The following is a 17,788-nucleotide window of genomic DNA, read 5'->3' as shown; positions in this document are numbered from 1 at the left end:
TTATGAAGATTTCTGGATTCGGCGGGCATCTTTGGAGCCGCCAGCAAAGTTGCCGCTGTCTTTGATTTCAGCCCTTGGGATCGCGGGTATCCCTCGCTTGTTCATTGAGGCCGCGACCCCCGCGCTCCCAGGCATTCGGGAATGTTCTCGCAAAATCATCAAACGCTCACCGGCAGCCCTTCCGGTTCCATGGCGGGAAGGAGGCGTCCCTTCATGATCGAGCTTGCGCACCGTCGAATTCGGACGCACATGCTCATATTGCTATTTCTCGTGAGCATCCTTTGGGGCTTGCATAGCGCGTTGACCTGGCAATCGGAGGGGGTTCGGCTCGCGCTCACATTGTTAACCGCGTTTGTGGTCACCCATTGCTGCATCGCCGACTCCAGGGTTGTCGGCAAGCCGATCCTCCTTTCGTTTCAGTGGTTGATGTTTCTCTTCTGGGGGATTTCGGCCCCGATGTATCTTGTCTGGACTAGGCGTTTGCGAGGTGCCGCTCTTGCGATCGGTTATCTCTTGCTCCTTGGAATTCTCTTTTATATGACGTTTTTCGCAACAGCCGCTCTGGTTCATGGCTCCGCTTTTTTCAACCAGATTCGGAACTGATTGCGTGGAGCCGGCTATGAGCTTGAGCCGGGAAGCGGGCAGGCCGGTTTCGAATTACCGAGGGGCCCTCGCCTGCGTCCGGGAGCCCTGGTGAAGCGAAGAACGCCCTGAGTGGGGGCAATGCCAGGGCCGGGCGAATGGAGATCGCCCGCCCCGGCTGGCGGGGTTGAAGACCGACGACAAAGGCTGCCCGACCCGGCACTTACCGCCTGATCCGGTCTGGTCGGGCTCGTTCCGCTGCGGGGAACGTTGCGCGGTGATTTTGCGACGAGGACTGATCGGCCGCCTGGATCAGAACGCGTCGGCCGAGACGACCTCGCCACCGTTGCGTGTGCTCAGGCCTCGCCACGTGGCGAGGTTGATCGAGTCTTTGGCAAATTGGACGTGGCCGTCGCAGAACAAGGTGTTCACGCCGCCGGAGTGGTTGCTCCGTGCTCCCTTCCAGGCGGGATTGTGCGGCGGGCTCGCCTGCCAGCAGTCGTAGAGTTTGGAATTCGGCGCGAGGTAGTGGTTGTAGAGGGTGGTGCGGTAGTCGCCGTCATACCAGCCGAATCCCTTGTCGAGCCGCCAGCCCGTCGGATTGGCGCACGCTGCGTCGGAGAGGGGTGTCGAGCCAATGGCTGCGGCTCTGCGGACGTCGGGCGGCCTTGGGGTTGCTCCGCTCTGCGTCGAAGCGCCTCCGGCTGCTGAGCCGATGAGCTGCTCGGAGGCGGCGACAGTGCCGCTCGAACCGTCGGTGATGGTGGCGATCGATTGAGGCGGGCCGAGGATGAACGCGCCGTTGGCGGGCACTGTGACCCCGGCGTCGCCCGGGTTGGCACTTAACGGTGAGCCGTCCCCGGTGCAGAACTGGTAGTTGCTTGGCCCCGAAGTCCCGCCTCCGGCCAGGGTGGTCGGTGGCTGTGCGGCGTCACTGGGACAGAGAAAGAAGTTGACCTTCGTCATCATGACCGTCGTGTTCTCGAGGAACGGCGTCCATGCGCCAACTCCGTAGATCCCCGTCGGGCCGGCCGCGAGCGGAAAATTCATGTTCAAAGCATTGTAGATGTTCGTTTGCTCGAGGTAAGGGGACAACTGAGCCAGGACCGACCAACGATAGTGAAGGGCCGGGGCGGGTAAGCCCGTCGTATTCTGGGGGTACAGAAACCCCACGGGGAAACCGTTGGTCGAGGAATGATAGTTGTGCATGGCGATGCCCAGTTGCTTCAGGTTATTGGTGCACTGGGCACGTCGCGCGGCCTCGCGAGCGGCCTGAACGGCGGGCAAAAGCAGCGCGATCAGCACGGCGATGATCGCGATCACCACCAGCAACTCGATCAGAGTGAATCCATGACGGCGACGCATGATTTCGAAAGAACTCCCGGTGGGGGCGCTCGGTACGTGGACCGACGTGAAGCCAACGACCTGGAAGGGCGAGGAACACGTGGATCAGGATGTGTGCACGCAAAGACATTACCCAGGCTCCGGGCGCACCGGTCGTGCACGCACGGGCCTATATATGCGGAAGCATTGAGAGCGATCGCCCGATCGAGAAATCAGACGAAGGCAAGCGGTCTCGGCGGCTTTTCGAGGCGGGAGGCCCGCCGGGGCGGGAGGACGCACCGGGAGGAGGGAGAGGTGAGCGAATCGATCGCGACGGGCATGGGTTGCCCGAAGTCCATGAGCGTGGCGGATTTGCAGAAACGGGTCGGGTCGCCGGAAGGGACGTTGGGAAGTCCCGACTCACCGCAAGGGGCGGCATTGAGGCAGGGTGTCGTATCCGCCAAGGGCTCCGCTGCCGTTGGGGCGGCAATAGGCGGAGTCGGCGGAGTTGCCTTCGATTTTCGAGGCTTGCAGCAGCACGAGTGGCCTCGGCAACGATCGCCGCATTTGCAATTGTGCGCGTCAGATTCCGCCGTAGCACCCACTGTGGCCTGGAGCGAGGCCGCCGCTGCCTCCTTGCCCCCCTCGCCGAGACCGATCACGAGCAAGGTCGCGGCCAGCAGCCACCGCGCCCTCTCGCCGGTCCAGGAGTGTCGGGGGCAGGATCTCACGCGAACGGCCTTCCGTCGCAAAAAAAACAGGGAGGGGCGACTACGGAATCAAGGCCCTATCATTGATTCCAAGACATGCGTTGTCAAGCTGTTGGATTCCGTCTGTGCAAGGTGTCGAGTGCGTTTGACCCAGCCAACGAAAATGAGACTATGCGGAATCCCGGTCTGCGCCCCCTTCCCTGCTGTGACTTAAAAATTTCCATCAATGATTTCATGGCCGTTTCGTGACAAAAGCGAGGCCAGGACTTTGTAATGCGTGTTCTTTTGCGATTCAAAAAAGTAAATTGTTGAGGTTGTCGAAAGGCAAAACAGAAATGCCTGCGAAGTTATTCTGGACTGACGGCTGTTTGTTTGTAAATATAAAATTATTTTAATAAAAATAATATAAAAATCTAAAATTACTAAATTTGTGTCTGTCAAACGCATGGGGCTGGCGCTCGTTCTTTGAGGAATTGCGGGATGCGTGATGGCTTTCTGGCTCTCAATCGTTGTGTTTGCCGAATCGCGGTTGTAGTGCAAGGGGTTGGGACCCCTCCCCGGTGAATTCGAAAAGAAAAAGGCAGACCGAATTTTTGCGCGAACCTTCCTGGCAGGGCGAACGTAGCAAGCAGCATCGAGATGATCTCGTGAGACGCATTGCAAGAAGACGGGCAAAAGGCTTTTGCCGGATCATGCTTCAGCTCACCTTGCCTTGAAGCGTCGGTCTGCATAGACTGCAAGAGTACGGATTGAGATCGGCCGTCGGCACCTTGCCGACTCCAAAGTCGAAAGATCAAGTATGTCCATAACGCTCCGCAATCTCCGTCGCTCGCTGATTGTCCTCGCGACAATCTTCGGCGCGTCGTTGGCGGCGGGCGACGCCTCGGCCTGTTCGACGATGGCGCGGGGCGATCGGGCATGTGACACGGTCTGCGGGTGCTGCACACCCAAGACGAATGGCGCTCTGGGGACTGAGACCGACGTCGAGTCGGCGAGATCTACGGCGATGGCCCCGGCGGTTCCGGCTGGCTGCGAGACCTCTCCCGGAGGCGCTTGCTCTTGCCGGTCGCAGGAGCCGGTTGCTCCCACTCCTAAGCCCTCGCAAACGACTGCCGAGGGTCGCACCGAGCTGAGCTCAGGCTTGGCTTGCGTGTATTTTGGTGACGATTCGACCACACGGATCAAGCTCGCCTTGCAGGTCCCGGCGACTCAAAACCCGCCGAAGACCCCGCTCTATCTCCGCAACGAACGCCTCCTGTTTTAACGCCTCCCCTTTGGCGTGGCCTTTTGGCTTTGCTGATGAGCGAGAGTATGTCCGCGCCCCCTGTCCGTCCTGGATGGGCCGGGTCTGCGATGCTCTGCCGCCAGCGAGCCTTGAGCTTCGACACCGGGGATGAGGACGACGGCCTACCTCAATCGGCTGTTTTTGAGGTGGGACGTCCTCCCCCTCCCTGGAAACGGGGAACGGGAGCGGTCCGCGCTGGGCGGGCCGCAATTCAAGGCGAAGAAAACGAGGAGATGAAAGATGAACCGTCGTGGATTGATCGGGATGGTGGCTGCTCTGGCCCTGGCTGCATTCACGGGGACCTCGGCCACTGCTGCGGATACGAAGACCAATGCCAAGTCGGCCTGCGCTTGCTGTGGGTCTGCTTGTGTCTGTGAAGCGTGCACCTGTGACGCCAACGCCAAGGCGGGCCAACCGTGCGACTGCTGCGGTGGCGCTGCTTGCTGCGTGGCCGAGTCCGCGACGACGGACAAGGCCAAGGTTGAGACGACTGACAAGTCCAACGACTCGGCCAAGGTCAAGTCGGCTTGCGCGGCTTGCTGCGGGTCTGCTTGCGTCTGCGAGGCATGCACCTGCGATGATAAGTCCAAGACGGACCAGGCGTGCGACTGCTGCAGTGACGCCGCTTGCTGCACGGCGACGGCCAAGGTGAAGGTTGAGAAGACCGGCAAAGCCTGCTGCTCGATCAAGAGCAAGAAGGTCGCGACTGCGGCTGCCCGCTAACCTCCGGCGCGGCCGCCCCCCGGTACCAGCGGAAGGCGGCCGCCGTCTTGCCCGAAGGAAAGACAACAATCGAGAGTGGCCTCGCACTGGGCGAGGCCGCTCCCCACTCCATTCTACGCGCTGAGGTGCGTTACCGTCATGAACCGTCGAGAAATTCTCACGACTCTTGGAGCGACGGCCACCGGACTTGTTGCCCTGGCCGAGACCGGGGCCAGAGCTGATCAGGAGCACTCCGCACCGCGCGATCGTGCTCACGAAAACTGCTTGCAGGCGTGCGAGAGTTGTGAACGTATCTGTAATGAGACCTTTCACCACTGCTATGAACAGGTGGCTCAAGGCAGGAAGGAGCATGCCAAGGCGCTGCGCCTGGTCGCCGACTGTGCAAAGTTCTGCGGTCTCTCGGCCAGCCTTATTGCCAATCAGAGCCCGCTCATGACCTATGCCTGTGCCGCGTGTGCCGAGGCGTGCAACGCGTGTGCGAAGGAGTGCGACAAGTTTGACTCGGCCGAGATGAAAGCCTGTGCCAAGGCTTGCCGCAACTGCGAGACGACCTGCCGGGCGATGGTCAAGGCCATGGGCGGACACGCGCACCAGGGTTAATGCCAGGGAACGCTGCTCTCGACCCTTTCACGCACGTGGCGTGCGCCGTTGAATTGGCCCCACAACGAGGATTGTCAAGGACAATCGTCGCCAAGTAGGGCTTGCTTCCGGGTGGCACGAACCTGTGCCACCCGGATTGCTCAGCCTTGTGTGTCGGCCGTCGATAGCCTGCCCGTTTGAGAATGGAAGCCCCTCGGTGTTCCGCTTGCTGGACTTTCACCGGGTCGGATTCCGCTGGCCGGTCTGCGATTGGCGGGTCCGCTTTGGGTTTCAGACGTCGCAGAGCGCCACCGCTTGCTCGAGGCCCGCGAGCGGGTCGCGCACCGGGATGAACTCCTGGCCGACGTAGCCCTGGTAGCCGACCTCCAGGAGGGCCTCCATGATCGGCTTGAAGGCGATCTCTTGCGCGTCGTCGAGTTCACCGCGACCGGGGTTGCCCGCGGTGTGGATGTGGCCGAGATAATCCTTGTGCTGGCGGATCCGGCGGATGACGTCGCCATCCATGATCTGCACGTGATAGATGTCGAAGAGAAGCTTCAGGTTGGGCGAGCCGACGCGTTTGATGATGTCGATGCAATAGTCGGTGTGGTTCCCCTGGTAGCCGGGGTGCCCCTTCATCGGGTGCGAGGTGTCGCGCGTGTTGAGCATCTCGAGGCAGAGCGTCACCTGATGCTTCTCGGCGTAGCCGATGATTTGCTTGAAACCCTCAACGCAGTTGGCGGCCCCGACGTCGTCGGGGATCCCCTTGGCCATTCCGGTGAACGAGATCACGTTCTTGAACCCGTGCGCAGCGCAGGCGTCGATCGAGTCCTTGGTGGCCTTGAACACCTGCTCGCGGTACTTCGGATTGTTGAATCCCTTGACGAACGGCGGCTCGGCACCCATGTCGACCGATGCGATGGCACAGTCCAGGCCGTGCTTCTTCAGCAAGGGGAAATGCTGGGGGGCGATCAGCTCGATGCTGCCGCAGCCGAGCTGCTTGGCAATCCCGATCATCGCCTCAACGTCCCAGTACTTTTCGAAGCACCAGTGGACGATCGACTGCTTGATCCGTCCCTTGGTGATCCGCGCGCCAGCCTGCCCCGGCTTGGTCTCGGCCGCGCCTGCGGAAACGGAGACTGAGGCGGCTCCGCCGAGGCTGGTGAGGCCCAGCAGGGCGGCCCCTTCCAGCAACTGGCGGCGACTGGAACGATCGTGTCCCGCTTGGCCCTGATTCTCTGGATTCATGGCTCTTTGCGTTCCATGGGTAATGGATTGTGGGAGAGTTTGGAATCAGATTCGATCAGACGAGAGCGGCGGCCACGGAGCCCACTTGCGCACGGCCGTGAGGATGCGCTCGGCCACGGCATCGTCTTCGAGGTCGGTATCAGCAATCGCGATCGCGACGACCGCTCGGACCTTCCCCTTGAGGTCGTGAAGGGGGACAGCCACCGAGCGGGTTGCTCCGAAGGCGCGAAGCCAGTAGCCCGACCCCGCGTCGGCAGGAAGCTTGTCGACTCGCGAGATGGCCGGCGCATGAGTCAAGGCCGCCCGGACAATCCCGAGGTCGGTCTTGGAGGTTGGGACTGACCGGGTGGCTTCGGCAAAGCGTTGCGCCACGTCCTCGGGGAGTGCGGGGCTAGCCGTGAAGGCAACCTGTTCCAGCCAATCGCCCGCTAGCCACCAGTATCCGGCCGCCCGACCTTCCAGGTCGAGCCGGAGCGTGGCGACGTTCTGCCTGACCTCGTCGCTGGGGAGGTGAGTCATCGTCATCGCGATCGATCCGTCCTGGGGTAACTCGGGTGAATGAATGACTGGCGGTCGAACGGGCCTGGGTCTGCTTCTCAGCCGATCTTGAGCATCTCGACGTCGAACTTGAGCGTGGAGTTGGGGGGGATGACCGCCCCTGCTCCGCTCGAGCCGTACCCTTCTTCGGGGGGAATCGTCAACTCACGCTGGCCGCCGACCTGCATTCCGGCCACGCCGACGTCCCACCCTTTGATCACGCGCCCTTGGCCCAGCGTGAACGAGAAGGGCTGGTTGCGGTCGCGCGAGCTGTCGAACTTCGTGCCGTTGGTCAGCGTGCCCGTGTAGTGGACGGTGACGGTGTCGCCCGCTTTCGCTTCCGGCCCGGTACCGGCTTTCACGTCTTTGATCTCTGTCTTGAAGTCGGCCATTGGGGATGCCTTTCCGTTGAGTTGGAGAGAAGCGAATTGCGCTGTCGAGCCGAGATTCCTCCGAAATGCCGGCCCGGGCTTATGTTAACTCCCGCGACCGATCTCGACAACCAACGGCGGCTCGGGAGTCGCTTGCGATTGCGGCGGCTCCGGGTCCAAGCTACGCTTGGTGGCGGTGCTCTGCTTTGGGCGCGAGCGACTTTCGATGCCTCATGAACTTCGACGAGTGAGCCAGCCATGACGAAATCGGTGAAAGTAACCGTAACCGAGCGCGACGGCCGTCTGTATGCCTCGACGGGGTCGGCCTGGGAGCCTGTGATTGGCTACTCCCGCGCCGTCCGAGTAGGTCGCACGATCCAGGTCACCGGGACGGTCGGGGTCGAGGCTGACGGCACGTTCGCACCGACGATGAAGGGGCAGGCGAAGCGAGCGCTCGAGATCATCATCGCCGCGATCGAGGCCCTCGGCGGCAGTGTCGGCGACGTGGTCCGGACCCGAATCTACGTCACGGACATCTCCAAGTGGGAAGAGGTCGGCCAGGCTCATGGCGAGGTCTTCGCCCACATCCGCCCGGCGACGACGATGGTCCAGGTCGCCCGGTTGATCGACGACGCGGCAGTCGTCGAGATCGAAGCCGACGCGCACCTCAGTCCCGAAGAGGCGCCGCCTCGCTAACCGACTGAAACGAGGCCTCATCCCGGGGGGCGGAGTTCCTCCGGGACCTTTCTTCCCGCCAGGTAATAGACGTACGCTGAGATTGCCCGGATCTCGGCGTCGTCGAGGACGCCGCCCCAGGCGGGCATCGCCGTTTGGGGCACGCCTTGCGCAATGACCTTCTGGACCTGGTCGGGGCGGTCGCCGTGCTTCCAGGTTGCGTCGGAGAGGTCGCCGACCGGTGGCCCGATCAGGCTCAGGGCGGTCGGGCCGTTCCCGCGTCCCGTTTCGCCGTGGCAGCCAATGCAACGGGCCAGGTAGATCGTCCGTCCCTGGACCAGGAGCGGGTCGCCGGCAATCGCTTTTGGAGGGGGCCCCGCCGGTTTTTTGAGCAAGTTGTAGGTCAAGGCCGCGCCTCCGAGCAGGGCCAGCATCGCGAAGAAGATCCGTCGCGAGGCGTCGGGGTCGATCCCCAAGGGGGGCTGGGGCGCCGTGGTCTCGTCGGTGGACACTGGGAAATCCTTCGGGCCGAAAGCCAAGAGTGAGCGTCTCCGCCGACGGAGGACGCTCGCGCGAGGCGGGAATCAATGCGCAGACGCGGAGTTGTCGACACCACGACCCTACCAAATCATGGAAGGGGGCCGCGACATCTCATGAGTCGTGGAGGGTTGGGATCGTGCCATCGTCGCGTTCGGACGAGCCGTCGTCGGGGAGACTCTTGAGGTAAGGGCCGATCAGCACTTCCGGATTTGGTGGGAGCTTGCCGTGCTCGCGCAGATAGAGTTGCTCGGCCAGGTGGATCAGAAGTGCGGCGTGTCCGGCTTGCTCGCGGAGGCGGGTGCTTTGGAACATCCACCAGAACTCGGCAAGCGGGAATCTGGCGTCGTCGGTCGTCTCGAACCAGGCGGCCAAACGACGCGGCGACATTCGTCGCGCGCTCTCTGGGGCGTTCGGCCCGGCCATGAAGAACACGACGGACGATGTGCTCTGGCGGCGCTGGGCGCTCGCCTTGATGGATGGCTTTGGCCGGAGCTGGGCAGGCAGAGCAAACCGGGCCTGCCAGTTGGCGAACGCCAGGCGGATCACGCGTCGACTTCGCTCGGGCTCATCGTCGAGAAATCGTCGGCATGCCCACAGCGTCCCCGTGAGGTTCATGGGGAGTTCGTAGCCGGCGACCCCGGCAGTCCAGGGAGCGTCCTGGGGGGTACTCCACAAGCCGTTGTCAATCTCGAGGATCAGGCGGTGATAACCGTCCCGGAGCGTGGACACGTCCGTTGGGATTCGCTTCTGGAGTGGGATGACCTCGTCGAGGGCCTGCCGGAGCATGGCGGGGGTGACTGCGGGATCCTCGGCCCAGGCGTTGATCAGGATGGCGATTGACCCGCGTGCTTCTTGGGCAAGGAAGCGTCCGTACTCTTGATGATCGTGTCTCCAGGCGTAAGTTGAAGCGAGGGCCGCGCGATACCATCGCCAGGCGGCCGCCATGTCCTTCGCCTCCGCTTGCCTCGAACCACTCAGCAGCGCCAGCCAGACCAACTCGTGGAAGGGCGAACCCGCCTTTGAGAGCGGTCCGCTTCCGCTCGTCGGGCCGGGTTCGCCGCTTGCGCCGGGAAGCTCGGCGGCCTGTCGGAAGAATTCCGAAGTCGAGTCGTTATCCTGGACCCACTGTCGCAAGGCCGGGTTGGCCTGCGCCCAGGTCAGGAGCAGGTTGAGTTTCGTGACTCCCCGATCGCTGATCGTGTTCAACGGCTTGAGAGTGCCGATCGCCTGCTGGTAGAGAGTGTCGACGTGATTCGGGCCAACCGTCGAGGTGCGTTGCGGTGGAGCCGGCGGCCCGAACGGGTCGCCCACATCGGGCAGTCCAAGCATGCGGATTGCCCGGTAGAGGCCGACGCCGAAGGTCGCCAGGAGCAACCCGACCAGGAAGAGGACCGCCAGCCGTCGGAGGATCCGCAACCGTACGGGCCAGTAGTCCGGCCGGGACCTGGGCCGCCGGCTCGTCATGTCGGAAGAGGACAATCCGTCGGTGCTCATTTGGATTTGGACTCGTCAGCCTGGGACGATTGTCATTTGCTTGTTGACATCATCCCTGATCGGCCGCCGATCAGCAATCCTCAGAAGCTTGGCGGTGGGGCCAGTTCGACGTCGGGAAAGAGCCGGCGGAACTCGGCGTTGGCCATGTCCTCGCAGATCTGCGCGAGGCTGTCGATGTCCTGGCCCGCCTGCTCTTCGGCCAGAACGTCGATCCAGATGATCCGATCGGTCCTGAGCGTGAGGATGACCTCGGGGCCCGTCCAGATGTGATCGGGGCCGACGCGCCTGAGTGTCGAGCCGCTCGGCTTCCATAGGCCGGTCATCCCGACCCGATGGTAGGCGAATCCGAACTGGAAGCGTTCGGGGAAGGCCATGAGTGGCTCCGGATTCGCCGGGTTCATGTTCAAGCAAACCGCCGCGGCGCAGGATCATTGCATCGAATTCGAAAGGGGCCGCTCCCCTTTGCTGTCTCCTCGAGTTCGCCCATCGGGACGTCAGCCTCTCCACTTCTCTTTATTTTATATCGTATGAAGGACAGACGTCCCGCGATATTCTTGCAATGCGACCTTGCACACAGTCTAGGCCCGAAAAATTGAACCTCGTTGTGAAAACCGGATTGCGTCGTGCCGATTCTCCGTCTGGGGGGGGCGGCCTCGACATGTTACAATCGTCGGTCCCTTGGATCTGTCATCGGTTCGTCCCCGAGAGATGATGTTGCCATGAGAACTGCGTCGATTGTTGCTGTGCTCTCGCTCTGCTTGCTTGCTCTGCCGGTTCCCTCCCAAGGCGTCGAGCCGGTGGCCTGGCGTCCCCTGTTTGATGGCAAGAGCCTCACTGGTTGGGAACACCTTGGCCCCGGCGCGCTGCGGCTCGAGGACGGCCTGCTCCGCACCGAGGGGGGCATGGGGCTGCTCTGGTACACGCCGGAGAAGCTGGGCAATTGCACGATTCGAGTTGTTTACAAGACCACGAGCAAGGTGTCGAACTCGGGCGTATTCATTCGAATCGCCGACAAGCCCAATGACGTCTGGTATCCCGTTCACCATGGCTATGAGGTGCAGATTTGTGACGGGGCCGATGAATTCCACCGCACGGGGGCGGTTTACTCGCTCTCCAAGGCGACGGCTAGCCCCTCAACGGTTGGTGAGTGGAACACCATGGAAATCACGCTACGAGGCCAGCGAGTGATCGTGACCGTCAATGGCGTGCAGGTGCAGGACTTCAACCCGGAAACCGCGACGATTCCCGAGCGGAAGAAGGACTACGAGCCCGAACGTGGTCCGCGCCCTGAATCCGGGTACTTCGGCCTCCAGAACCATGATGATACGGCCAAAGGAACCCACGTCTATTTTCGGGAAGTCAGTGTTCGGCCTCTGGACGAACCGACCAGTCCCTCTCGGTGAGGGCCTGCTTTCCCTACGTCTTTTTCACGGTGGGCTGTGCCCACCAACTTTGCTTTTGCTTTGTTTGATTGTTGCAATGATGTTGTTTGCATCCGAGCTTGCCGGCGAGTCAATGATTGGTTCCCCTCGGCCAAGCATGGTGATGGTCCCATCATTACCGTGGCGGTTGGTTTGCGAGAGACCTGAGCAGAGTCTGCCCTGTCGTCGAGCTGGGGCCGGCCAAATGAGGGGTTGCGGAGGACGATCCGCCACCCTTGGATCGAGTGACGAGGTTCACAGAACTTAACGAGTCCTCGGTGGTGAATTGGCCTACCCCTGCGGCAGGCATTTGTCAATAATGCCGCCTGCCTGGGTGGTATCAAGGATGCCCGCTGTTGGAAATCAAAAGGAAATGATGAGGGAGGGGGCGTGGCCCAAGGACGGAGATCGCGATCAACCTCGCTCCACGTCCTGTTGTTGGCGTTGATGGTTCAGGGAATCACACCTGACTGTCATGACCTCTCCTCCCTCAGGCTCTTCCTGATCCCCTGCCTTGTCCCGGCCGAACCGGACGGTGCGGTGAAGCCTGGCGGTTCAAGGGGATGCGATCTCGTTGCTCAAGAGTCAGACTCGTCCGACTTTGGTCTTACGGTCACGAGCGACGACGCGGGCGAACCAACCCTCGACGATGTCTGCGAGTCGGCCTCGATGGAGATGTGTCGGATCTTGCTTAAAGGTTCAACCGTTCTTCGGCATCTTGGGGCCCCGGGATTGGGGCTGACCAGCCGACCTGATCCCACCGATATGAGTCGACTTTGTGGTGGCTCGGTCCATGACGATCGAGGCTTGGCACGAATCGACTTCCTCTGCCGTCTGACCTGCTGAGCGTTTGGATTTTCCCGGCTCCATCCAGCGACCCTCCTTTTCGATTTCCGCCATCGAAGAGTTTTATGCTCACTTTTGCACCCGTTCTCAAACGGACTGGTGCGGCGAGCCGTCAGTTGGGTGAGAGCTTGGTCAGTCGTCATGCTGATATCGGTCGGATTGAGTCAAAGCACGATCAAGAAGGGTGAGCGATGGACGACCTGCTGATGGCCCGTTCCTCAAACCGCGCGGCCAAGCAACCTGGTGTCGACAGGTCGACTGTCGCCGGAGACCAGGCTCCCGAGGCGTCCTTCGGTCCTCGGGCTGCGATTGGCATGTCGATCTGGTACGGGCTCGTCATTGGCCTGGCGGAGCTCGGCCTGACCCTTGCTCTGAAGCCGTTGCGCGACCCGTCGCCCGGTTTCTTTCGGATGAACCGGCACATCGTCTGGACGATCCCGACCGTCTCTCTCGTGATGTTCGGCCTCTGCGGTTTGCTGGCAGCCCTGGTGCTTCGGTTCCGCCCGCGATGGGGCTTGCGGTTTACCACCAGCCTGTTCAGTGGGCTTGCGTTGCTGATCTTGCTGCTCACGATCCAGAGGCTTTACTCGTGGGCCTGTCTGATCCTGGCCTGCGGGCTCGCCTGTCATGTGGCCGTGCGGCTCGAGGCGAAGCTCAGTTCCTTTCGCCGGATCGTCCGGCGGAGCTTGCCCGTGCTGGCCGTCGTTGTGTTCGGCCTCGTTTCTGTTTCGCTGGGCGGGCACATCCTCCGTGAGCGATGGGCGATGGAGCTGCTGCTGCCGGTTTCGTCGAACGCCCCGAATGCTCCGAACGTCCTCTTGATCGTGCTCGACACGGTACGGGCCGACCGCTTGAGTCTGTATGGCTACAACCGTGACACGACGCCGAACCTCGCGCGGCTCGCCCGCCGAGGGGTTACGTTCGAGCAGGCGCGGTCGACCGCTCCCTGGACGCTCCCTTCGCACTGCACGATGCTGACCGGCCTCTACCCGCACGAGATTTCGGCCGGGCTTCACGGCCCGCTCGACCGGACCCACCCGACCTTGGCCGAGTTCCTCGCCGCCAACGGCTACGCCACAGGCGGCTTCGTGGCCAACACCACCTACTGCGGCGCCGAGACCGGGCTCAACCGCGGCTTCGCTCACTATGAAGACCACGACCTCTCGCCGTGGGGAATCCTCTGCTCCACCGCGATCGGCAAGCGGGTCATCTCGCATGCGGTCGGCTTCATCCATGGGCCGCTCGGCGAGAGCCGCAAGTCCGACCTTCGCAAGGATGCCGCGCGGATCAACCGCGACATGCTCGCCTGGATCGACCAGCAAGGGGATCGCCCATTCTTCGCCTTTGCAAATTATTTTGATGTGCATAACCCTTATCTGCCTCCGGCGGCATTCAAACGCCACTTTGGCGTCACCCCCAAGACGACCGAGGACTTCACAACCCTGGACCGTTGGTTCATCCTCGATAAAAAGACGCTGACCCCACGCGATATCAAGCTGGTCAACGACGCCTACGACGACTGCATTGCCTCGCTCGACGAGCAACTGGGCCGGCTCTTCGACGATCTCGAGAAGCGCGGGCGGCTCGACAACACCTTGGTGATCGTCACGGCCGACCACGGCGAGCACTTCGGCGAACACGAGTTGTATGGTCATGCGAGCAGCCTCTACGACCAGGAGATCCACGTCCCTTTGTTGGCGATTTTCCCCGACGGCGCGCACGCGGGGCGCTCGATCGTCGAGCCGGTCAGCCTGCGTGATCTGCCGGTCACGATCACAAATCTGCTGAGCTTTGGCAGTACCTCGCCGTTCCCGGGAGAGTCGCTGACACGCTACCTCGATTCCTCCGCACGGCCCGTGGAAGGGCCATCACTCTCGGAGGTCGATGCGCCGGTCAAAGCCGCCCCGAACCAGGGACGTTCCCCCGTGTTCCGCGGTCCGATGAAAGCCCTCACGTTCGGCAATGAGGTCTACATTCGCAACGGCGACGGAGTTGAAGAGGTCTTCGACGTCGTGGCCGACCCCTTGCAGACCCGGAACCTGGTGAACTCGCCGGGCGTCCAGGCGAAGCTTGGGGACTATCGCGCAACGCTCGATCGGATGACTCGCAACGACAATCGTCCGACCGAATGGCGGGGCCTCGTTGCCAAGGATCTGCCACGGTCCGATGATTAGAGCGAGTGGCTGATCGAGTCTGGGGGGGCGAGGAGAACGATCCCATGCCATCGCTCAAAATCGTGGCACTCTGCATTGCGTCGGCCATCGTCTACGGCCTCGTGCATGATCAGATCACTGCGCGAGTCTGTATCGAGTATTTCACGATCGGCCACCCACCGGTCTTCTCAACGGAATCCCCGACTCTGCTCGCGCTGGGCTGGGGGATCATCGCGACCTGGTGGTGCGGTCTCATCCTGGGCGTTCCGCTCGCTCTGATCGCGCGGCTCGGCTCTTGGCCCAAGCTGTCGGCGGCCGATTTCCGAAAACCGATTGCGATCCAGCTTGTCTGCATGGGCGTGGTGGCGGTGATCGCGGGGTGCAGTGGCTACGTTGCGGCCCGCGCCGGCTGGGTCGAGTTGATGGAACCACTGGCCTCCGAGATTCCCAGGCAGGTTCACGTCCGCTTCCTGGCGGCCCTCTGGACTCACCTGGCGTCGTACGGGACCGGGTTCCTCGGCGGGCTCTTCATCTGGGGCTGGGCGTGGCGCGAGCGCACCCGCCGGCGCACTGCGATCACGGTCCAGAACTCGTTGGAAACGCTCCGCGAGGCGAACCAAGGCCCACTGAGTCCTCGAGTTGGAGATCAGCGAGGATGAACAACTTCCTGGACTGGGCCCGTGATCTCTCACCGCTGGCGGCCGCAGCCTGGCTCTTCGGGGCGAACCTCGTTTCGTTTGCGTTTGCTCTGGCGTTAGGGCACCTGGCCGCCTTCTTCTTTGCGGGCCAACGTGTCACGCAGCCGCCTGATCCTCTGGAGCCGAAGGAAATCGTCTATACGGCGGCCGGGTTCGTGGTCAACTGGCTGGTCACCCTTGTCGCCTGGTTCCTCTGGCAGCATGGTTCCGTGGTCATTCGTAGGGATACCGGCTGGCGTGCCTGGCTCGATGTGCCGATCCTAATCCTGGTGATGGATCTGGCAATGTATATTCTCCACCGGGTCGTCCACCACCCCTGGCTGTTCCCGATCCACCAGTTGCACCACGTCTACGACCGCCCAAGGCCTCTCAGCCTTTTCGTGCTCCATCCGCTGGAAGTACTCGGTTTTGGCACGCTCTGGCTGGTTGTGATCCTGCTCTATCCGAGTTCCTGGCTTGGCCTTTCCATCTACCTGGGAATCAACCTTGGCGCCGGGATGATCGGCCACCTGGGTGTTGAGCCGTTCCCCGGTTGGTGGTCGCGCGTGCCGGTCTTACGCCAGATTGGGACCAGCACGTTCCACGCTCAGCATCACCAGGACGTTCAGCACAACTTCGGCTTTTACACCTTGATCTGGGACCGCCTCTTCGGAACCCTCTTCCCAACCTACGACATCCAATTCGGCCGCCCCTTGGCTGTCCCTCCGTCCGAGGCTTCTCCCAACCCGTGACTCTGTTGGGTCAGTCATCGTCCGGATGGCTGTGGGGGAAGATAGGCCCCACGGGACGGAGAGCAACGAGGCAAACCGGACGTCATCGAACCCGACCACCCGCACGTTGCCCGGCACACGGTGAAGCAGGAATCTACGCCCTGCGTCGGCGGTCACACTCGAAAACGCCCTATCGCATTCCGAAGTGCCATCTACCGGCACTGGCTGCCGTTGCCTTGAGAGCGGGGGCAGTCAAGAGTCGACATCGCCCTTCTCCCGCTCGTATGCGCCGAGGATCGACTTCAGGAGTCCTGGGAACCGCCCTTCGACCTCGGCCAGTCGGAGGCGGCTGGAGAGCTCGACCCCTTTGCGCTCGCAGTGAATCAGACCGGCTTCGCGAAGGATCTGGTAATGCTGTGAGCAGGTCGACTTGGCCAGCACCTTGCCCACCCGGCCCATCGTTTCCACGCAGTTAAGGCCCGACTCCGCCCTCATCAACTCGCAAACGATGCCGAGACGGATCGGGTCCGCGAGCGCGTGGAGGATGTCGGCGACGCTGACCTCACCGATCTCGGGATGGCGGAGCGGTCTGCCTGCCATAAACGAACCCTCTGCTCTTGCTCGGAAACCGGCGGTTCGCGAGGTGGCAACCGCCCTCGAACCGCCTGCGCCGAACCACCGCTGTGCGTTAGTTCCCTTGTTCGGGATTTACGAACTACCTATAGTGGAGTGTACGCGATCGTTGCTGTGGAAACCAGTCACGAACCGGCCTTGAGACTCAGGAATTTCATAAATGCCCACCTTACAGGATTCGCTTGTTGTCGGCGACTTGCAGCTTCCGAACCGGGTCATCATGGCGCCGTTGACGCGCTGTCGCGCGGTCGCCGGCCGGGTGCCTAATGCACTCATGGCCGAGTACTATGTGCAGCGGGCGTCGGCCGGCCTGATCATCACCGAGGCGACTTCGGTGACCCCCATGGGAGTGGGCTATCCTGACACGCCAGGCATCTGGTCGTCCGAGCAGGTTGCGGGGTGGAAGCGGATCACCGAGGCGGTTCACGCTGCCGAGGGGCGGATCGTCCTCCAACTCTGGCATGTGGGGCGGGTCTCCGACCCGATCTACCTCGACGGCGCTCTTCCCGTCGCCCCGAGTGCGATCGCCCCGTCGGGGCATGTGAGCCTGATCCGGCCCTTGAAGTCGTTCGTGACCCCACGGGCGCTTGCCCTCGACGAGATCCCGGGGGTCATTGAGGCCTATCGCCAAGGGGCGGAAAACGCCAAGCTCGCCGGGTTCGACGGGGTCGAGATCCACGGGGCGAACGGCTACTTGCTCGACCAGTTTCTCCAGGACAGCTCGAACCAGCGAACCGACGCCTACGGCGGGCCGATCGAGAACCGGGCCCGGCTCATGCTTGAAGTGGCCGATGCGGTAATCTCGGTCTGGGGACCGGGCCGGGTCGGCATGCACCTCGCCCCGCGCGGCGATGCGCACGGGATGGGGGATTCCCACCGGGCTGCGACGTTCGGCTATGCGGCGACGGAGCTAGGACGGCGGGGTCTCGCGTTCCTCTGCGTTCGCGAGCACCTGGGCGAGGGGCGCATCGGGCCCGAGCTGAAACGAGCCTTCGGTGGCATCTACATCGCGAACGAAAAGTTCACTCAAGCAACCGCCGAGCAAACGATCGAAGCGGGCGAGGCTGATGCCGTAGCCTTCGGTGTCCAGTTCATCGCTAACCCTGACCTACCGCATCGCTTTGCGGTCAACGCCCCCCTTAACGCGGCGAACCCCGCGACCTTCTACGCATCCGGACCTGAAGGGTATACCGACTATCCCCGCCTCGAACCCGTGGCCTCTTCAGTGTGAATATGAAATGTATGGATTTTGAAGTTTTG

The 17,788-nt window shown here is 62.3% G+C and carries 18 protein-coding genes; 9 read left to right on the top strand and 9 right to left on the bottom strand.

Annotated elements, in window-relative coordinates:
- Window positions 1–894: 894 nt before the first annotated feature.
- Window positions 895–1,947 (bottom strand): DUF1559 family PulG-like putative transporter, encoded by a 1,053-nt coding sequence (locus SINAC_RS17325; RefSeq protein ID WP_015246922.1) that lies wholly within the window; start codon window positions 1,945–1,947, stop codon window positions 895–897.
- Window positions 1,948–2,138: 191 nt separating this feature from the next.
- Window positions 2,139–2,636 carry a hypothetical protein gene (locus tag SINAC_RS39925; protein ID WP_154673669.1) on the bottom strand — a complete coding sequence of 166 codons (498 nt, stop codon included), beginning with the start codon at window positions 2,634–2,636 and terminating at the stop codon, window positions 2,139–2,141.
- 778 nt (window positions 2,637–3,414) lie between these two features.
- On the opposite strand from SINAC_RS39925, the gene SINAC_RS17315 reads away from it, so the two are divergent.
- The 3 genes from SINAC_RS17315 (at window position 3,415) to SINAC_RS17305 (ending at window position 5,223) form a co-directional block, all read left to right on the top strand.
- Window positions 3,415–3,879: a hypothetical protein gene (locus SINAC_RS17315; RefSeq protein WP_015246920.1), complete on the top strand. Its 465-nt coding sequence runs from the start codon at window positions 3,415–3,417 to the stop codon at window positions 3,877–3,879.
- A gap of 261 nt (window positions 3,880–4,140) precedes the next feature.
- A complete protein-coding gene (locus tag SINAC_RS17310; protein WP_015246919.1) occupies window positions 4,141–4,623 on the top strand; it encodes a hypothetical protein in 483 nt (160 codons plus the stop codon).
- A gap of 138 nt (window positions 4,624–4,761) precedes the next feature.
- Complete coding sequence (locus tag SINAC_RS17305; protein WP_015246918.1) at window positions 4,762–5,223, top strand: hypothetical protein; 462 nt, start codon at window positions 4,762–4,764, stop codon at window positions 5,221–5,223.
- A gap of 270 nt (window positions 5,224–5,493) precedes the next feature.
- Here SINAC_RS17305 and SINAC_RS17300 read toward each other — a convergent pair whose 3' ends face one another.
- The 3 genes from SINAC_RS17300 to SINAC_RS17290 form a co-directional block, all read right to left on the bottom strand.
- Window positions 5,494–6,450: a hydroxypyruvate isomerase family protein gene (locus SINAC_RS17300; RefSeq protein WP_015246917.1), complete on the bottom strand. Its 957-nt coding sequence runs from the start codon at window positions 6,448–6,450 to the stop codon at window positions 5,494–5,496.
- A 45-nt stretch (window positions 6,451–6,495) separates the two neighbouring features.
- The gene (locus SINAC_RS17295; RefSeq protein ID WP_015246916.1) at window positions 6,496–6,975 is read right to left on the bottom strand and encodes a hypothetical protein; all 480 of its coding nucleotides are present in this window, start codon (window positions 6,973–6,975) and stop codon (window positions 6,496–6,498) included.
- 71 nt (window positions 6,976–7,046) lie between these two features.
- Window positions 7,047–7,379 (bottom strand): FKBP-type peptidyl-prolyl cis-trans isomerase, encoded by a 333-nt coding sequence (locus SINAC_RS17290; protein WP_015246915.1) that lies wholly within the window; start codon window positions 7,377–7,379, stop codon window positions 7,047–7,049.
- 237 nt (window positions 7,380–7,616) lie between these two features.
- Between SINAC_RS17290 and SINAC_RS17285 the strand changes: the two genes are divergently transcribed.
- Complete coding sequence (locus tag SINAC_RS17285) at window positions 7,617–8,054, top strand: RidA family protein (protein WP_015246914.1); 438 nt, start codon at window positions 7,617–7,619, stop codon at window positions 8,052–8,054.
- A gap of 17 nt (window positions 8,055–8,071) precedes the next feature.
- Here the strand turns inward: SINAC_RS17285 and SINAC_RS17280 are convergent, their stop codons facing one another.
- The 3 genes from SINAC_RS17280 to SINAC_RS17270 form a co-directional block, all read right to left on the bottom strand.
- Entirely contained in the window at window positions 8,072–8,545 is a 474-nt protein-coding gene (locus SINAC_RS17280; protein WP_015246913.1) for a c-type cytochrome, read from the bottom strand.
- 139 nt (window positions 8,546–8,684) lie between these two features.
- Entirely contained in the window at window positions 8,685–10,067 is a 1,383-nt protein-coding gene (locus SINAC_RS17275; protein WP_015246912.1) for a hypothetical protein, read from the bottom strand.
- Window positions 10,068–10,147: 80 nt separating this feature from the next.
- Window positions 10,148–10,441, bottom strand: coding sequence for a hypothetical protein (locus SINAC_RS17270; RefSeq protein ID WP_015246911.1), 294 nt, complete (start codon window positions 10,439–10,441; stop codon window positions 10,148–10,150).
- Between the two features lie 345 nt (window positions 10,442–10,786).
- On the opposite strand from SINAC_RS17270, the gene SINAC_RS17265 reads away from it, so the two are divergent.
- From SINAC_RS17265 to SINAC_RS17245, 4 genes are all read left to right on the top strand, one after another.
- Window positions 10,787–11,470 (top strand): 3-keto-disaccharide hydrolase, encoded by a 684-nt coding sequence (locus SINAC_RS17265; protein WP_015246910.1) that lies wholly within the window; start codon window positions 10,787–10,789, stop codon window positions 11,468–11,470.
- A gap of 1,055 nt (window positions 11,471–12,525) precedes the next feature.
- On the top strand, window positions 12,526–14,508 hold the full coding sequence (locus tag SINAC_RS17255; RefSeq protein WP_015246909.1) for a sulfatase: 1,983 nt from the start codon (window positions 12,526–12,528) through the stop codon (window positions 14,506–14,508).
- A 44-nt stretch (window positions 14,509–14,552) separates the two neighbouring features.
- Complete coding sequence (locus SINAC_RS17250) at window positions 14,553–15,146, top strand: hypothetical protein (protein WP_015246908.1); 594 nt, start codon at window positions 14,553–14,555, stop codon at window positions 15,144–15,146.
- A complete protein-coding gene (locus SINAC_RS17245) occupies window positions 15,143–15,916 on the top strand; it encodes a sterol desaturase family protein (RefSeq protein WP_015246907.1) in 774 nt (257 codons plus the stop codon). Before SINAC_RS17250 ends, SINAC_RS17245 begins: the two co-directional genes overlap by 4 nt.
- 231 nt (window positions 15,917–16,147) lie before the next feature.
- Here SINAC_RS17245 and SINAC_RS17240 read toward each other — a convergent pair whose 3' ends face one another.
- Window positions 16,148–16,495, bottom strand: a complete 348-nt coding sequence (locus SINAC_RS17240) for an ArsR/SmtB family transcription factor (RefSeq protein ID WP_015246906.1) — start codon at window positions 16,493–16,495, stop codon at window positions 16,148–16,150.
- A 193-nt stretch (window positions 16,496–16,688) separates the two neighbouring features.
- Here SINAC_RS17240 and SINAC_RS17235 point away from each other — a divergent pair, with 193 nt between their 5' ends.
- The gene (locus tag SINAC_RS17235; protein ID WP_015246905.1) at window positions 16,689–17,759 is read left to right on the top strand and encodes an alkene reductase; all 1,071 of its coding nucleotides are present in this window, start codon (window positions 16,689–16,691) and stop codon (window positions 17,757–17,759) included.
- Window positions 17,760–17,788: the final 29 nt, after the last annotated feature.

Origin of the sequence: Singulisphaera acidiphila DSM 18658 (assembly GCF_000242455.2) — a bacterium.
In the GTDB taxonomy this organism is placed as follows: domain Bacteria; phylum Planctomycetota; class Planctomycetia; order Isosphaerales; family Isosphaeraceae; genus Singulisphaera; species Singulisphaera acidiphila.
The sequence above is the reverse complement of the archived record's forward strand: the minus strand, read 5'-3'. Positions and strand labels throughout refer to the sequence as shown.

Bases quoted from the DNA above. Each gene is read 5' to 3' on its own strand.
- SINAC_RS17315 (WP_015246920.1), top strand. From the start codon at position 3,415: ATGTCCATAACGCTCCGCAATCTCCGTCGCTCGCTGATTGTCCTCGCG.
- SINAC_RS17270 (WP_015246911.1), bottom strand. From the start codon at position 10,441: ATGGCCTTCCCCGAACGCTTCCAGTTCGGATTCGCCTACCATCGGGTC.
- SINAC_RS17305 (WP_015246918.1), top strand. From the start codon at position 4,762: ATGAACCGTCGAGAAATTCTCACGACTCTTGGAGCGACGGCCACCGGA.
- SINAC_RS17325 (WP_015246922.1), bottom strand. From the start codon at position 1,947: ATGCGTCGCCGTCATGGATTCACTCTGATCGAGTTGCTGGTGGTGATC.
- SINAC_RS17240 (WP_015246906.1), bottom strand. From the start codon at position 16,495: ATGGCAGGCAGACCGCTCCGCCATCCCGAGATCGGTGAGGTCAGCGTC.
- SINAC_RS17275 (WP_015246912.1), bottom strand. From the start codon at position 10,067: ATGAGCACCGACGGATTGTCCTCTTCCGACATGACGAGCCGGCGGCCC.
- SINAC_RS17310 (WP_015246919.1), top strand. From the start codon at position 4,141: ATGAACCGTCGTGGATTGATCGGGATGGTGGCTGCTCTGGCCCTGGCT.
- SINAC_RS17285 (WP_015246914.1), top strand. From the start codon at position 7,617: ATGACGAAATCGGTGAAAGTAACCGTAACCGAGCGCGACGGCCGTCTG.
- SINAC_RS17245 (WP_015246907.1), top strand. From the start codon at position 15,143: ATGAACAACTTCCTGGACTGGGCCCGTGATCTCTCACCGCTGGCGGCC.
- SINAC_RS17255 (WP_015246909.1), top strand. From the start codon at position 12,526: ATGGACGACCTGCTGATGGCCCGTTCCTCAAACCGCGCGGCCAAGCAA.
- SINAC_RS17265 (WP_015246910.1), top strand. From the start codon at position 10,787: ATGAGAACTGCGTCGATTGTTGCTGTGCTCTCGCTCTGCTTGCTTGCT.
- SINAC_RS17295 (WP_015246916.1), bottom strand. From the start codon at position 6,975: ATGACGATGACTCACCTCCCCAGCGACGAGGTCAGGCAGAACGTCGCC.
- SINAC_RS17250 (WP_015246908.1), top strand. From the start codon at position 14,553: ATGCCATCGCTCAAAATCGTGGCACTCTGCATTGCGTCGGCCATCGTC.
- SINAC_RS17235 (WP_015246905.1), top strand. From the start codon at position 16,689: ATGCCCACCTTACAGGATTCGCTTGTTGTCGGCGACTTGCAGCTTCCG.
- SINAC_RS17300 (WP_015246917.1), bottom strand. From the start codon at position 6,450: ATGAATCCAGAGAATCAGGGCCAAGCGGGACACGATCGTTCCAGTCGC.
- SINAC_RS17290 (WP_015246915.1), bottom strand. From the start codon at position 7,379: ATGGCCGACTTCAAGACAGAGATCAAAGACGTGAAAGCCGGTACCGGG.